Genomic DNA, 14,933 nt, shown 5'->3' on the forward strand with positions numbered 1-14,933 from the left:
TGTTGTCATGGCTGACATCGTGCTGGACAAGGTGAGCAAGCGGTTCCCGGACGGGACGACCGCGGTGCGGGACGTCGACCTGGAGATCGCCGACGGCGAGTTCGTCATCCTGGTCGGCCCCTCGGGGTGCGGGAAGTCCACCACGCTGAACATGATCGCCGGGCTGGAGGACATCAGCTCCGGGGAGCTGCGCATCGCGGGGGAGCGGGTCAACGACAAGGCGCCCCGGGACCGTGACATCGCCATGGTCTTCCAGTCCTACGCGCTCTACCCGAACATGACCGTGCGGGAGAACATGGCCTTCCCGCTGCGGCTGGCCAAGCTGGACAAGGAGACCATCCACCAGAAGGTGGAGGAGGCGGCGAAGGTCCTGGAGCTGACCCCGCTGCTGGACCGCAAGCCGGCCAACCTGTCCGGCGGGCAGCGGCAGCGGGTTGCCATGGGCCGGGCGATCGTCCGCCAGCCCAAGGCGTTCCTCATGGACGAGCCGCTGTCCAACCTCGACGCGAAGCTGCGGGTGCAGATGCGCACCGTGGTGTCCCGGCTCCAGAAGCAGCTCGGCACCACCACGGTCTACGTGACCCACGACCAGACCGAGGCCATGACCCTCGGCGACCGCGTGGTGATCATGCGGGGCGGCGCGGTGCAGCAGGTCGGTCCGCCGCAGGAGCTCTACGACCACCCGCGCAACCTCTTCGTCGCCGGTTTCATCGGCTCCCCGTCGATGAACTTCCTGCACGCCGCCGTCGAGGACGGTCACCTGCGTACGGCGCTGGGCGACGTGCCGATCGGGGACCGGGTACGCCGGCAGCTCGACGGCGCCGACGCCCCGCGCGAGCTGATCCTCGGCATCCGCCCCGAGCACTTCGAGGACGCCGCGCTCATCGACGACGAGACCCGCCGCCGGGGCCTGGAGTTCGACGCGCCGGTCGACATCGTCGAGTCGATGGGCTCGGACAAGTACGTCTACTTCACCGTCGAGGGGGAGCGGGCCAGCGCCGCCGAGCTGGAGGAACTGGCCGCCGACGCGGGCGCGGCCGACTTCACCGGGACCGGGTCGAGCCTGGTCACCCGGCTGTCGGCGGAGTCGCCGGTGCGTGAGGGCGGGTCGCGGCGGGTCTGGTTCAACCTGGAGAAGATCCACCTGTTCGACCCGTCCACCGGACGGAACCTCACCCTGCACGAGGGGCGGGCGTCCGGCGCGCTGGCCGACTGAACGGCACCCGGTCCGGGCCGGTGGGCCCAACCCACCGGCCCGGCCGCGGGTCACCAGGTCAGCCGCAGCGGCAGCCCGAGGAAACCGGCGTAGCCGGTCAGGGCCGACTCGACGCGGGCCCGCAGCGCCGCGTCGAACGGCGTCAACTGCCGCACGGTCACGGTGACCGCCCGCTTGCCCACGGTCCGCTTCCAGATGCCGACCGTGCGGCCGCCGCGCACCACCGTGGCCTGGAAGATCCCGTTGTTGCCCGGGACGACCGCGTTCGCGTGCGCCGGGTCGAGCATCAGCGTGCGGTCCTTGTAGCCCAGCAGGTACTCGTCGAAGCCCGGCAGGGTGTGCACGTCGTCGACGGGCGCCCGGGGCGCGTCGAGCAGGGCGGCGTCGACCACCGCCGGCACACCGTCCACCTCGACCGGGGCGAGCGCGTCGCCGGCCACCGCGATGCCCCGGGTGGCGTCGGTGACCGTGAGCCCGGTCCACCGGGCCAGATCGTGCCGGGTCACCGGGCCGTGGCCGCGGACGTAGCGGTGGGCCAGCACGCCCAGCGCCTCGTCGCGCTCGGGGCGGCGCGGGTCCGGCGCCCACTCGTCCAGCAGCGCGAAGGTCTGCTCGGTGCCGACGTGCGGGGCGATGCAGGTGACGCCGCGCTGGCTGGCGTACCAGAGCAGGTGGTAGCCGCGCTGGCCGCCGATGTCCAGGCCGGCGGCGCGCAGCGTGGCCAGGCACTCGGCCCGGGTGAGCCGGCCCCCGCCCGCGAGGGCCTCGCCCAGCACGTCGGCGGCGCGGTCCGCGTCGGCCTCGGTCAGGCCGAGCTGGGCCCGCCGGGTGGTCGCGCCGGCCAGCACCCGCACGCCGGTCACCGCCAGCATCCACCGCGCGTCCCGGGGCGGCACCAGGTGCACGGTGCCCCGCATCGGCCAGGTGCGCAGCGCCTCGCGCCGCTCCAGGGCCGCGCGCACGTCGTCCTGGGTGCGGCCGGGCAGGCGTACGCCGAGCGACCAGAGGCCGCTCGCCGCGTCCTGGGCCTGCATGGCCCCGAACCACTCGACCACCTCGGCGACGCTCTCCGGGCGCGCGGTCGGGTGCGGGCGCAGCAGCAGGCTGGTCATCCGCAGCGCCAGCGCCTCGGCGCCGGTGAGACGTACGGTCACGAGGCGGCCTGCTTCCTACTTGTCGCTCACAGTTGAGCGGTTCGGGTAGTTCGCTCTCCGCCCGGTGGTGGCTGGGCTGGAGTCCTGGACCGGCAGTCTGGTCCGGTGGCGATCGGTCCTGTCCTGCAGGATCTGCTTCACCTTGTGGTGTGGGGTGTGCAGGGCGATGTCGGGGTCGCCGGCTCGCTGCAGGATGTTGATCGCGGCGTTCACGTCGGCCTGCCACACCACCCCGCACGAGGTGCAGTGAAACCGGTCCCCGCCGCGGCGGCCGAACCGGCCGCAGCGATGACAGGCTTGTGAGGTGTAGGCGGCGTTGACGTGCACGAGCGCAGAACCTCTGCGCTCCGACACGTTCTTCAGAGCCTCGGCGGTGACTCCTTTGGTCCACGCTGCGAGACGCCGGTTGATGTTTTTAGGAAGCTGTTTGCGGCCGGTGAAGCGTTTGGTGAGGTCTTCGGCGATCACGGTGGCGGCCTTGTCCACTACCTCGTGCACCGCGGTGAAGATCTCCGTGCGCACCCGTGCCCGGTGCCGGGCCGCCTGCCGTTCCCGCTTCACGATGCCGAGGTTGTTGGCCTTGACCCGGTGCGCTTTCGCGTGGTCCCCACGCAGGGCGGCGGTGTTGGCGATTGAGCGGTGGTGGACCTCGACCCGGCCGCCGCGCAGGATCAGGCGCAGCGTCCCGGTCGGGGCGACCGTCGTGCTCAGTGGGATCCTGATCAGCTTGCGGGGCTCGAGACCGGGGATCGCCAGCCACAACCGTCCCCGGCCATCGACGGCGGTGTGGTATTTGTCGGCGCGCACGACGATCTGATCGTGCGTGCGGTTGAAGCCCCGCTTCCAGTGCTTGCGCATCTGCCGGGCGAGGAACGGGTCACTGGCCCAATCGTCAGCCTTCAACGCCGTGAACATCCGCTTACGCTCGGCCGGATCGTTGGTACGTCGGTTGATCGCCCGCCGGACGGCGACCTTGGCCGCCGCCAGGTTCGCGGCGATGTCGGCCATGGCGTCGCGGACGGTTTCCTTCCACGCATTCGCCAGCACGGCGAAGTGCACATGTGTGCCGTCGGCCAGCCACCGGTCCCGCACCCGCCGGTCTGTCAACCCAGATCCGACCCCGGCGACCGAGCCGTAGCGCTGCCACACCTCGCTGCGCACCCGACCCAACCGTCGGGCCTGCTCCGCCAGGGCAGCGTATTTGCCCGGATTCAGTCGGACCGAGTAGGCGATCCGGGTGACCTTCACCGGTCACCCTCCATGGTCAAGTCCGCCTCTTCAAGATAGGGGGGCTAGGAAGGGAAGTAGCCACTAGCATCTGCTCCCGTCGACGTGGACGGTCAGCATAGGTCGGCGGTGTGACGCTTTCGGCGGGACGGACGACCGGACGGGCGGGCCGTGGCCCACCCGCCCGGGATGTGTCGTCGCGTCAGCGGTTGCGGCGTGCCCGCTCCGGCACGTCGGCGTCCACCAGCTCCCGGCGGACCTGCGCGTTGACCGGCTGCTCCTCGACGATCTCGTCCTTGTTCAGCCGGACCCGCTCGACCGGGACCTGCTCCTTGGCGACCACCGGGCGCTCGGCGCGAAGCTCCATCTCGCGCTGCTCCTCGCCGATGCCGGCCCGGACGTTGGCCCGGTCGGCGTCGAGGATCGGCTCGTGGACCACTGTCACCTCGTCGTGCTCGACCGGCACGGAGGTCTGGACGTTCTCCGTGACCACGCGCTTGCTCAGCCGCGCGGCGCCGGCCGGCTCGCTCTCGGTGCCGACCCGCAGCCGTTCCTCCGAGCGGACCATCTCCGGCCCGCCCGCCTGCTGCTTCTGCTTCGGCGGCGGCCCGGCCTGCTCCCCGATCTGGTAGTGCCGGTAGAGCTGGGCGAGCTGCTCGGTGCTGAGCGGCTGGTTGGTGCCGGTCTCCACGCTCGGCGCGCTGCGTACGGTCGCCTTGTCGTACTGCACCTGGAGGCGTCCGTCCTGCTGCATCCGGGCCGCGTCGAGCGGAGCCATCGACTCGTGGTGGCCCATCACTCCGGTCTTCACGCTGACCCAGGTCGCCTCGCCGCTGGGATCGGCCCAGACCTGGCCCACGCTGCCGATCTTCGCACCCGAGCGGTCCTGGACGTCCTGCCCGTACAGCGAGCGGACCTGCTGCTCCGTCAGTCGCATGATTCGTCCTTCCTTCTCGTGGGTCACCACCCGAGTCCCCGGCGGCGGGCCCGGCATTCCCCGAAATCTGGACGAACAGGAGGAGGAGCAGCAGCGGTGCCGGTAACGACCCGGGTTGCGAGGCATGAGCGCCCCGGGAACGGGGATGCGCCGCCGGGAACCGATGCGAGGAATGGGAGGTGTGGGGGAATGACAGCGTCCAGTGAACCCATGCGAGGCGCCGCCCGGCCCGCGAGACCGGCGGGCGGGGCGAAGACCAGCGCTGCGGCCACCTTCTCGCTGGTCTTCGGCGTGGCGGCCCTGCTCAGCGTGCTCACCGCGATCCTGGCCTCGGTCGGGCTGCTGCTGGGGATCATCGGGGTCATCCTGGCCATCGTCGGGCTGCGGATGGCCCGGCGCCCCGGCGTGACCGGGCGCGGGGTGGCGATCGGCGGCCTGGTGCTCAGCGCCCTGGCGGTGCTGATCGGGCTGGCGCTCGCCGCCGGCATCAGCACGTTCATCAACAACGAGGCGGCGGTGGACCGGCTGGAGAAGCGGGTGACCGACCTGCGGGACAAGCTCAACGACTGAGCCGGGCCGGTGCCCCTGATCGCGCTACGCCAGCCACGTTGCCGGCGGAGCGCGATCCCCCGTTCAGGTTCCCGGTGCGGGGGCGGCGGCGGTACGCCGGCACCGGTGGCATCAGGATCCTCGCGCGCCCGCACCCGGGGAAGCGGTTTCCATCGGAACTTGCGCAAATCTTGAGCGGCGGCAAGGGATCGACCCGGCTCGGTCGACGCGGGGACTCGCGTGGGCCCGGCGTTTGACGTCGCAAGCAACGGGTAGTCGCCGGAGCTGACCCGACACCGAGGAGGAATCGTCTGATGGATGGCCAGGTCAAGGCCGCGGTGATCTACTACAGCGCGACCGGCATCACCTACCAGATGGCGCAGGCGGCGGTCGAGGCCGCCGGCGAGGCGGGCGCCGAGGTACGCCTGCGCAAGGTGCGTGAGCTGGCGCCGGACGAGGCGATCCGCTCAAACTCGGGCTGGCAGGCGCACCGCCTGGAGACCCAGGATGTGATGGAGGCGCAGCCGGACGACCTCTCCTGGGCCGACGTCGTCATCATGGGCTCACCGACCCGGTACGGCATGATCGCCGCCCAGCTCAAGCAGTTCATCGACACCACCGGCCCGCTGTGGGCCCAGGGCGCGCTGGCGAACAAGGTCTACACCGGCTTCACCTCGACCGCCACGTTGCACGGCGGCCAGGAGGCGACACTGCTGTCGCTGTACACGGTCTTCTACCACTGGGGCGGCATCGTGGTGACCCCCGGTTACACCGATCCCAGCCAGTTCGTCGCCGGCAACCCGTACGGCGCCTCGCACACCAGCAACAACGGCGAGAACCCCCCGGACCACGTGGCCCTGGGCGCCACGGCCCTCACCGCCAAGCGGGCCGTGCAGATGGGCGCCGCGCTCAAGAAGGGCCTGGCCGGCTGACCCCGGGCCCGTGGCGACCGGCGGCGGAACGAGGGCTCTCGACTCGTCCCACCACCGGTCGCCTCTCGCCCTACCCCCGATCGGCCGGTCCATGCCCGGTCAGCGCGGGATGGGCCAGCAGGTGCCCGAGCAGGTCCGCCAGGACCGCCATGCCGTCGCGGCTGAGCACCGACTCCGGGTGGAACTGCACCCCGGCGAAGCCCGGCCCCCGCAGCGCGTGCACCGCCCCGTCCGCGGGGTCCCGGGACAGCTCCACCGTGCCGTACCCGGTGGCGACCCGGTCCGCGTCGGCCCGGGCCGTGAAGCTGGAGTAGAAGCCGACCCGGCGGGTCGTCCCGAACACCGGCACGTCCCGCGGCAGCCCCTGGTAGGGCGCGTCGCGGCGGTGCAGGGGCAGCCCGAGCAGCCCGGCCAGGAGCTGGTGGCCGAGGCAGACCGCCAGGGTCGGGCGCCCGGCCGCGAGCAGCCCGGCCAGCAGGGCCCGCATGCTCGCCATCTTCGGCTCGGCGAGGTCGTTCGGGTCGCCCGGGCCGGGACCCACCACCACGAGGTCGTACCCGTCGACCGGGCCGGCCCGGTGCCAGTCCCGCCGCGTCACTGCCAGTCCGAGCGCGCCGAGCTGGTGGGCGAGCATCCCCGTGAAGGTGTCCTCACCGTCCACGATCAGCGCCCGCCGGCCGGCCAGCCCGGGCAGCGTGGTGGCTCCCGGGACGCGCTGGTCCAGCCAGAACCGGGCGAGGGGGGTGTTGCGGGCGGCCAGCGCGGCGCGCACCTCGGGGTCGTCGGCGTACCGGAGCGTGGGTCCCGCGTCGCGGGCCGGGGCGTCCGGGCCGAGGCCGAGCGCGGCCAGCACCCCGGCCGCCTTGGCGTGCGTCTCGGCCACCTCGCCGGCGGCGGTGGAGTGCCGGACCAGGGTGGCCCCGACCGGCACCCGCAGCTCACCGGCGGGGGAGATCTCGGCGGTGCGGATGAGGATCGGCGCGTCGAGGGTCTGCCGGCCCTGGTCGTCGCGGCCCAGCAGGGCGAGCACCCCGGCGTAGTAGCGCCGGCCGGTCCGCTCGTGGCGGGCGATCACCCGGCAGGCGTTCTCCATGGGACTGCCGGTGACCGTCGGCGCGAACATCGTCTCCCGCAGCACCTCCCGGATGTCCAGCGAACCCCGCCCGGCCAGCAGGTACTCGGTGTGCGCGAGGTGCGCCATCTCCTTCAGGTACGGCCCGACCACCTGGCCGCCGTGCTCGGCGACGGTGGCCATCATCTTCAGCTCCTCGTCGAGCACCATGTACAGCTCCTCGACCTCCTTCGGGTCGTCGAGGAAGCGCAGCAGCTCCTCCCGGTCGGCCGCCGCGCCCGTGTGCCGGAAGGTGCCGCTGATCGGGTTCATCATGACCAGGCCGTCGTCCACGCTCACGTGCCGTTCCGGGCTCGCCCCGACCAGGATCCGGGTGCCGGTGTGCACCACGAACGTCCAGTACGCGCCCCGCTCGCGCAGCAGCAGCCGACGCAGCGCGGCCAGGGCGGCCACCAGCGGCGGGCCCTCCACGGCGGCCCGCAGGGTGCGGTGGATGACGAAGTTGGCGCCCTCGCCCCGGCCGATCTCGTCGGTCAGCACCCGGCCCACGGTGTCCGCGTACTCGGCGTCGGAGATGTCGAAGGCGGCGTCGCGGGTCACCACCGGCGCGTCGGGCAGGGCGGCCAGCACCTCGTCGAGCGGGAGCCGCCGGTGTTCGGCGATCACCAGGCACTCCAGCGGCAGGCCGTCGTCCACGCAGGCGAAGCCGCGCTCGGCGATCTGCCGGTAGGGGACCAGGGCCAGCGTGCGCGGCCCGGGGGCGTCGTCGGGCAGCGGGATCCCGGCCAGCCGGTCCACGGTGCGTACCGTGCCGGCGAACAGGTCGACGTGGTCGGCGCCCTCGCGGCGGACGAGCGCGAACGGGCCGGGGTCGCGGCCGGCCGCGACGGCGGCGAGCGGGTCGTGCGGGCTGGTCATGAGGTCTCCTCGGTGGGCCGGAGGCCGCCGGTGAGGCGGCCCCGGGATGCCGGGGAGAGACCGGCGGCCGCCTCGTGGGGCGGCCGCGTGGGGAAGCTACGCGCGGGAGTGGGCCGCCGGGTCGGCGGGCCACCAGCAGGACAGGTGCGCGGGCATGGCGATCACTGTACGCGAGCGGGCCGCGCCGGGGAACCCGATCGCCGGGCCGGGGCGACGGATCTTGGCTTCGGCGCCGCTCCCGGCGGGTAGGTTGACCCGCGATGGACATTCTCGCTCTGGACCTGGGCACCTCCTCGGTGCGCGGGCTCGTGCTGGACGCGAACGCCGTCCCACGCCCCGGCGCGCTGGCCCGCCGCAAGGTGCACCTGGTGACCGGCGACGACGGCAGCGGCACGCTGGACGGCCCCCGCTACCTCGCCTGCCTCGCGGAGTGCCTGGACGAGCTGGCCGCCGCCGGGCACCTCCGCGACGTGGAGCTGGTGGCCACCTCCGCGCAGTGGCACTCGGTGCTGCCGCTGGGCGCCGACGGCGCGCCGCTCGGCCCGGTGCTCACCTGGATGGACACCCGGCCGGAGGCCCCCGCCGGTGCCGCCGGCCCGGCCGATCCGGACGCCTTCCACGAGCGCACCGGCGCCTGGTGGCACCGCTGCTACTGGACCATGCGGCTGCCCTGGCTGCGGGCGCACTGCGGCAGCCCGGTCGCCCGCTTCGGCGGTCTGGTCGAGTACGTCCTCGGCGTGCTGCTCGACGAGGCGCCGATGTCCGTGTCGATGGCCTCCGGCACCGGGCTGCTCGACCTGCGCCGGCTCGAATGGGACGCCGAGGCGTGCGAGCTGGCCGGCGTACGCCCCGAGGACCTTCCGGCGCTGGCCCCGCAGCGGTGGCGCGGCCGGCTCCGCGTCGAGCACGCCCAGCGCTGGCCGCAGCTCACCGACGCCCGCTGGGCCGCCCCGGTCGGCGACGGCGCGGCATCAAACGTGGGCTCCGGCTGCGTCGACACGTCCCGCGCCGCGGTCACCGTCGGCACCTCCGCCGCGGTACGCCTCATCCAGGCGGTGCCGGCCGGCGCGCCGCTGCCGCCCCTGCCCGAGCAGCTCTGGCGCTACCGGGTCGACCACGAGCACGTGGTCACCGGGGCGGCGTACTCCAGCGGCGGGAACCTCTTCGCCTGGGCGTCCCGCGAGCTGCGGCTGCCGCCCGCCACCGACCTGGAGGGCGCGCTGACCCGGGCCGGCGCGAAGCTGGCCCTGCGCGCGAACCCACGGCTCGGCGGGGACCGGCCACCCGGCGTCGCCCCGGCCGGCTCCGGAGAGCTGCGCGGCCTGAGCTTCGGCACCACAGCTGTCGACATCCTCGCCGTGCTGATGACCGAGCTGTGCCGGCTGATGGCCGACGACCTGGCCCTCGTCGAGGCGGGCGCGGACGGGCCGACCGAGGTGGTGCTGGGCGGCGGCGCGATGGCCGCCTCGGCCTGGTGGCGGGCGGCGTTCGTCGACGCGCTGGCCCCGCGCGTGGTGCGCTACCAGCGCAACCCGGAGATCGGGGCCACCGGGGCCGCGCTGGTGGCCCTCGGCCGGGTCGCCGAGGCGGCGCACGTGGCCGGCATCGGCCGGACGGACGACCGGAATGCGCCGAACACCGTAGGCTCCCGCCCACCGCGCTGACCTTCCTGGTCGTGCGGCCGGCCGAGCGTTTGACACCGCCCGCCGGCCTGGTTGGATGGACTTCCGCTCCCCGTCCCGGTGGAGCCGAGGTGGGACCTAGGAGGATCGTGTGGGCGCAGGTCCCGACCCGGCTCGCGATACGGCGTCGCAGCCGCGCCGGAGCCCGTCCGAGGACCGGGTGGCACCGCACCGGCGGCGCTCGCGCTTCCGGTTGCGGGACTGGCGGATGCGTACCAAGCTCGCCACCGTGCTGGTGCTGCCCTCGGTGGCGTTCCTGGTGCTCGCCGGGGTGCAGACCCGCGGGCTGGTGGGGCAGACCACCGCGCTGAGCGACTTCGCCCAGCAGGTCGGCATCGGGCGGCAGATCAGCACCGTGGTGGACCGCCTCCAGCAGGAGCGGGACCGCTCCGCCGGTGAGCTGGCCGCGCTGCGCAAGGCCGGCCGCGGCGCCGACCGGGACGCCGCGGTCGCCGCGCTCAAGCCGCTCCAGGACGCGTCCGACCGGGCGATGACCGAGCTGCGTGCCGCGGCCGAGCCCCTCGCCGACGCCGGCGCCGCCTGGCGGGTGGCCTATTCCGAGGTGTTGGAGGCGTACGACCAGGTCGTCTACATCCGCGCCGCCGTGCCGCCGGCCGTGCTCTCCAGCGACACCGTGCTGAGCAACTACCACCGGGCCATCGCGGCCCTGCTCAAGCTGCTGGCCGAGCCGTCGCCCGGCGACGACCAGCGGGCGCTGACCAACGCGGTGCTGCGCTACGTGCAGCTCTCCCGGGTCAAGGAGCTGTCCTCGCGGATCCGCGCCGAGCTGTACGCCGCCGCCCGGGCCGGCCGGTACGAGGTGGACGACCAGGTCTCCCTGACCGACCTGCGGGCCCAGCAGCTCACCGCGCTGGGCGCGTTCCGGGTGGCGGCGACCGCCGACCAGGTCCGCCGCTACGACCAGACCTCGGTGGACCCGGCGTTCGTCTCGGCCGCCCGGCTGGAGGAGCAGACCCTGCCCAGCGGCACCGCCGAGCCGGCGCTGCTGCCCGCGACGCAGTGGTGGGCGGCCAGCGAGCAGCGGCAGGAGCTGCTCCGCCAGCTGGAGAGCGAGGTCCTCGACGACGCCGTACGCCAGGCCGACGACGCCAGCGCCCGGCAGCTGCGGGACACCCTGCTGGTGGTCGGCGGCATCGTCGGCGTGCTCCTGGTGGCGGTGCTGATCTCGCTGCTGGTCGGCCGCTCGGTGGCCCGCTCGATGCGGCTGCTGCGCGGCCAGGCGCTGCGGATCGCGCAGGTGGAGCTGCCGCACACCCTGGACCGGCTGCGCGCGGTGGACCGCCCGGTGGGCGCGATCGACGTGCCGCCGGCGGTGGTCGACTCGCAGGACGAGATCGGCGAGCTGGCCGAGGCGTTCGTGGCGGTGCACCGCAGCGCCGTCGACGTGGCGGTCGAGCAGGCGATGATGCGGCGCAACGTCAACGCCATGTTCGTCAACCTGGCCCGGCGCAGCCAGGTGCTGGTGGAGCGGCAGCTGGAACTCCTCGACGAGCTGGAACGCGAGGAGAGCGACCCGGACCAGCTGGAGAACCTGTTCAAGCTCGACCACCTCGCCGCCCGCATGCGCCGCAACGACGAGAGCCTGCTGGTGCTCGCCGGCACCGAGTCCAGCCGGCGGTGGAACCGGCCGGTCGGCCTCGGCGCGGTGCTGCTCGCGGCCAGCGCCGAGATCGAGCAGTACCAGCGGGTACGCCACGACTCCCGCTCCGACCTGCACGTCGTCGGGCACGCCGTGGGCGACCTGGTGCACCTCTTCGCCGAGCTGCTGGAGAACGCCACCGCCTTCTCCCGGCCGGACACGGTGGTGCGGGTGGTAGCCGGGGCCGAGGGCCCGGGCGCGTACGTGGAGATCATCGACGAGGGGCTGGGGATGAGCCCGGCCGCGCTGGCCGAGGCGAACGCGGTGCTGGCCGAGCCGCCGGCGGCCGACGTGGCCGCCTCCGAGCGGATGGGCCTGTTCGTGGTGAGCCACCTGGGCGCGCGGCACGGCGTGCGGGTGCGGCTGCGGGGCGGCCAGGAGGGCCTGGTGGCCCGGGTGCGGATCCCGGCCGAGCTGCTGGCCGCCGCGCCCCCGGCCGCGCTGGACCAGCCCGCCGCGCCGCGGATGCTGACCAGCCAGGTGGCCGCGGCGTCCCGGTTGGCGCCCGACGCCGGCCCGCTCCGCGCGGCGACCGCCGAGCTGCCGGTGGCCGGCCGCCGCCCGCTGGCCGCGCCGGGGGAGCTGCCCGTGTCGCCGCTGACGGGGCTGCCGCTGGGCGTGACGTCGCCCGCCGCGGAGCCGCCGCCGGGCGTGGCGCCGGAAGCGGGCGGGGCGGCCGTGCCGAGGCCGCGCCCGGTGCCGGGCCGGGCCGAGGACGTGCTCGCCCCGGCGGCCGGGTCGCCGGCCGGCGGTGGCTGGTTCAGCCGCCAGGGCCCGTCGTCCGCGGTGCTCGGTGTGACACCAGCGCCCGCCACGACGCCGGTCACCGGAGGCACCAACGAGCGGGGCCTGCCGGTACGCGTACCGATGGCCCAGCTCACGGCGGTCACCCGGCCCGCCGGCCCGAACCGGTCCGCGCGTCACGAGCCGGACCCGGAGGCGGTCGGCGGCATGCTGTCCCGCTACTACAACGGGGTACGGCGGGCCGAGGCCGAGGAGACCACCGAGATCTACCTGCCGCGCGATGAAGGAGGACGACGACAGTGACGACGTTGAGCCAGGAGGCACGGGACCTGAGCTGGCTGGTGAACGCGTTCGCGGAGCGGGTGCCCGGGGTGGCGCACGCCGTGGTGGTCTCCTCCGACGGGCTGCTCGTGGCGATCTCCGCGCACCTGCCCCGCGACCACGCGGACAAGCTGGCCGCGGTGACCTCGGGGCTGATGAGCATCACGGCCGGCGCGGCGCAGATGTTCGACGGCGACGTCGTGAAGCAGACAGTTGTCGAGATGGGCCGGGGCTACTTCCTGGTCATGCAGATCCGGGACGGCTCGATCCTGGCCACGCTGGCCGGGGCCGACGCCGACATCGGCGTGGTCGGCTACGAGATGGCGCGGCTGGCCAAGCAGGCCGGCGAGATGCTCACCCCGGCGCTGCGGGCGGAACTCCAGCAGGCCCTGCCCCGCTGAGGGTGGGCAGGTCAGGCCCGGCCGGCGCGACGCCGGCCGGGCCGGCCCGGCTAGAGCCCGTTGCGGCGGATCACGTCGCGGTACCAGTGGGCGCTGCGCTTGAGCACCCGGCGCTGGGTCGGGTAGTCCACGTAGACCAGGCCCCAGCGCTGCTCGTACCCCTCGGCCCACTCGAAGTTGTCCAGCAGCGACCAGACGTGGTAGCTCTCCAGCGGCACCCCGTCCCGGATCGCCCGGTGGGCGGCGGCGAAGTGGTCGCGGAGGAAGTCGATCCGCGCGCTGTCGTCGACGGTGCCGTCCGCGGCGAGGGTGTCCGGGCAGGGCAGGCCGTTCTCGGTGATGGTGATCGGCACCCGGCCGTAGTCGCGGGTGACCCGGGTCAGGATGTCGTACATCCCCTCGGGGTAGATCTGCTGCCACTCCGCCTCGGAGGTCGGCCACCGGCGGACCGTGTCGCCCTGGCCGGTGACGTAGATCGGCGTGTAGTACTGCACGGCGAGCAGGTCGACCGGGCTGGAGATGATCTTCAGGTCGCCGTCCCGCACGCCGCGGACCATCCGGCTGTCGGCGCCCAGGTCCGCCAGCACGTCCTCCGGGTACGCGCCCTTGAAGATCGAGTCCAGGTAGAGCCGGTTCTCGTAGCCGTCGTACAGCCGGGTCGCGGTGGCCGCCTCGGCGGTGTCGTCGGCCGGGTAGCAGGGGTGCAGGTTCAGCGCCGGGCCGATCCGTCCCCCGACACCGGCGGCGCGCAGCGCGCGGACGGCCAGGCCGTGGGCGAGCTGGAGGTGGTGGGCGACCAGGTACGCCGCCGCCGGGTCCTGCCGGCCGGGCGCGTGGTGCCCCCACAGGTAGCCGTTCTGCACCACGGTCTTCGGCTCGTTGACGGTCAGCCACACCGGCACCCGGTCGCCGAGGGCGCGGAACACCGCGTCGGCGTACTCGGCGAAGCGCTCGGCGGTGTCCCGGTTCTCCCAGCCGCCGGCGTCCTGGAGGGCCTGGGGGAGGTCCCAGTGGAAGAGGGTGGCCATCGGCGCGATGCCCCGCTCGTGCAGCCCGTCGACGAGGCGGCGGTAGAAGTCCAGGCCGCGCTGGTTGGGCCCGCCGGACCCGTCGGCCTGGACGCGGGGCCAGGAGATGGAGAACCGGTAGCTGCGCAGCCCGAGGTCGCGCATCAGGTCGAGGTCCTGGGCGTACCGGTGGTAGTGGTCGGCCGCGACGTCGCCGGTGTCGCCGTTGCGGGTGCGGCCGGGGGTGTGGCTGAAGGTGTCCCAGACGGATTCGCCTCGCCCGTCCTCCTTGGCCGCCCCCTCGATCTGGTAGGCCGAGGTGGCCGCGCCCCAGCCGAAGTCGGACGGGAAGCGCAGCGCGCCGTCGGGGTCGGCGTCGTCGTGGGGATCGGGCGTGCCGTCGCAGCCGGCGACGGCGGCGGCGGACGCGACGGTCCCGGCCGCGGCGGCGCCGGCCAGCCCGGTCCGGGCCGCGCCGGCGGCGGTCGCGGAGAGGGCGGCACGGCGGAGCAGGCGCCGTCTGGTGAGTAGCGACATGGGCGTTCTCCTCGGAGTGACTGGCCGCCCTGGGGGCCGGGAGCGCTCCCAGCATAGGCCAGGCGCGGCCGGCCGCGTCCCGAGGGCGGACCGCGGCAGGGGCGCGGCCCGGCCGCCGGGCGGCCGGGGATGTGGGTGGGCGGGGTGTCGCTCGGGGGCGGGGGCGAGCGGCGAGGGTGGGGCGGATAGCGAAGAAGGCCGTCCGGGCGGCGCCTCGCGCCTGTCCCGTCGGCCTCTTTTCCCGTCGACAACGGGGGTTTAGTGTGGGGACGGGGGAGGGCAACCCCCGTCCCCACCTGTGATGCACACACGCACGAGTGGAATTGGCGTCCGGTCGTGCGTGTCGCGCGGGAGCCGGGCCACGCGAGTGGCTCTGGTTCCACCTCCCTCCATGTCGGTGGGTGTTGGCTGACGGCGGCGTCCGGGCTGGCCCGCCGTCAGCCGCTGGGCTGGCGCGCCGGGCACACGGGGGTCCCCGGCGATCTTGTACTTGCATCTCCGTCGATGGAAGCGCTCCCATCGGCGATGCTTGCGACTGTAACGCCCGTCACGGGTTTGTGAAACCCCCTGAACGAG

The 14,933-nt window shown here is 74.0% G+C and carries 11 protein-coding genes; 6 read left to right on the plus strand and 5 right to left on the minus strand.

Annotated features, from left to right (window positions below):
- The first annotated feature begins 7 nt into the window (after positions 1-7).
- Positions 8-1,216, plus strand: coding sequence for an ABC transporter ATP-binding protein (locus GA0070603_RS30175; protein ID WP_091321026.1), 1,209 nt, complete (start codon positions 8-10; stop codon positions 1,214-1,216).
- A gap of 50 nt (positions 1,217-1,266) precedes the next feature.
- On the opposite strand, the gene GA0070603_RS30180 is transcribed toward GA0070603_RS30175, so the two are convergent.
- The 3 genes from GA0070603_RS30180 to GA0070603_RS30190 form a co-directional block, all read right to left on the minus strand.
- Positions 1,267-2,370, minus strand: a complete 1,104-nt coding sequence (locus GA0070603_RS30180) for a winged helix DNA-binding domain-containing protein (protein WP_091321028.1) — start codon at positions 2,368-2,370, stop codon at positions 1,267-1,269.
- A 15-nt stretch (positions 2,371-2,385) separates the two neighbouring features.
- Complete coding sequence (locus GA0070603_RS30185) at positions 2,386-3,618, minus strand: zinc ribbon domain-containing protein (RefSeq protein WP_091321030.1); 1,233 nt, start codon at positions 3,616-3,618, stop codon at positions 2,386-2,388.
- Positions 3,619-3,799: 181 nt separating this feature from the next.
- Positions 3,800-4,534: a YsnF/AvaK domain-containing protein gene (locus GA0070603_RS30190; protein WP_167544608.1), complete on the minus strand. Its 735-nt coding sequence runs from the start codon at positions 4,532-4,534 to the stop codon at positions 3,800-3,802.
- A gap of 189 nt (positions 4,535-4,723) precedes the next feature.
- Between GA0070603_RS30190 and GA0070603_RS30195 the strand changes: the two genes are divergently transcribed.
- Both GA0070603_RS30195 and wrbA read left to right on the plus strand, forming a co-directional pair.
- Complete coding sequence (locus GA0070603_RS30195; RefSeq protein WP_091321034.1) at positions 4,724-5,104, plus strand: DUF4190 domain-containing protein; 381 nt, start codon at positions 4,724-4,726, stop codon at positions 5,102-5,104.
- A gap of 293 nt (positions 5,105-5,397) precedes the next feature.
- Positions 5,398-6,015 carry an NAD(P)H:quinone oxidoreductase gene (gene wrbA / locus GA0070603_RS30200; protein WP_091321036.1) on the plus strand — a complete coding sequence of 206 codons (618 nt, stop codon included), beginning with the start codon at positions 5,398-5,400 and terminating at the stop codon, positions 6,013-6,015.
- A gap of 70 nt (positions 6,016-6,085) precedes the next feature.
- Here the strand turns inward: wrbA and GA0070603_RS30205 are convergent, their stop codons facing one another.
- Entirely contained in the window at positions 6,086-8,005 is a 1,920-nt protein-coding gene (locus tag GA0070603_RS30205) for a chorismate-binding protein (RefSeq protein ID WP_091321038.1), read from the minus strand.
- A gap of 260 nt (positions 8,006-8,265) precedes the next feature.
- Between GA0070603_RS30205 and GA0070603_RS30210 the strand changes: the two genes are divergently transcribed.
- From GA0070603_RS30210 to GA0070603_RS30220, 3 genes are all read left to right on the plus strand, one after another.
- Complete coding sequence (locus GA0070603_RS30210; protein ID WP_091321040.1) at positions 8,266-9,669, plus strand: FGGY family carbohydrate kinase; 1,404 nt, start codon at positions 8,266-8,268, stop codon at positions 9,667-9,669.
- Positions 9,670-9,895: 226 nt separating this feature from the next.
- Positions 9,896-12,394, plus strand: coding sequence for a sensor histidine kinase (locus GA0070603_RS30215; RefSeq protein ID WP_244282654.1), 2,499 nt, complete (start codon positions 9,896-9,898; stop codon positions 12,392-12,394).
- Complete coding sequence (locus tag GA0070603_RS30220; protein WP_013287300.1) at positions 12,391-12,813, plus strand: roadblock/LC7 domain-containing protein; 423 nt, start codon at positions 12,391-12,393, stop codon at positions 12,811-12,813. The genes GA0070603_RS30215 and GA0070603_RS30220 overlap by 4 nt, the downstream gene beginning before the upstream one ends.
- Before the next feature lie 50 nt (positions 12,814-12,863).
- Here the strand turns inward: GA0070603_RS30220 and GA0070603_RS30225 are convergent, their stop codons facing one another.
- Positions 12,864-14,357, minus strand: coding sequence for a GH1 family beta-glucosidase (locus tag GA0070603_RS30225; protein WP_091321054.1), 1,494 nt, complete (start codon positions 14,355-14,357; stop codon positions 12,864-12,866).
- Positions 14,358-14,933 lie beyond the last annotated feature (576 nt).

Source organism: Micromonospora chersina (assembly GCF_900091475.1).
GTDB classification, from domain to species: Bacteria; Actinomycetota; Actinomycetes; order Mycobacteriales; family Micromonosporaceae; genus Micromonospora; species Micromonospora chersina.

Bases quoted from the DNA above. Each gene is read 5' to 3' on its own strand.
- GA0070603_RS30175 (WP_091321026.1), top strand. From the start codon at position 8: ATGGCTGACATCGTGCTGGACAAGGTGAGCAAGCGGTTCCCGGACGGG.
- GA0070603_RS30190 (WP_167544608.1), bottom strand. From the start codon at position 4,534: ATGCGACTGACGGAGCAGCAGGTCCGCTCGCTGTACGGGCAGGACGTC.
- GA0070603_RS30195 (WP_091321034.1), top strand. From the start codon at position 4,724: ATGACAGCGTCCAGTGAACCCATGCGAGGCGCCGCCCGGCCCGCGAGA.
- wrbA (WP_091321036.1), top strand. From the start codon at position 5,398: ATGGATGGCCAGGTCAAGGCCGCGGTGATCTACTACAGCGCGACCGGC.
- GA0070603_RS30205 (WP_091321038.1), bottom strand. From the start codon at position 8,005: ATGACCAGCCCGCACGACCCGCTCGCCGCCGTCGCGGCCGGCCGCGAC.
- GA0070603_RS30210 (WP_091321040.1), top strand. From the start codon at position 8,266: ATGGACATTCTCGCTCTGGACCTGGGCACCTCCTCGGTGCGCGGGCTC.
- GA0070603_RS30215 (WP_244282654.1), top strand. From the start codon at position 9,896: ATGCGTACCAAGCTCGCCACCGTGCTGGTGCTGCCCTCGGTGGCGTTC.
- GA0070603_RS30225 (WP_091321054.1), bottom strand. From the start codon at position 14,357: ATGTCGCTACTCACCAGACGGCGCCTGCTCCGCCGTGCCGCCCTCTCC.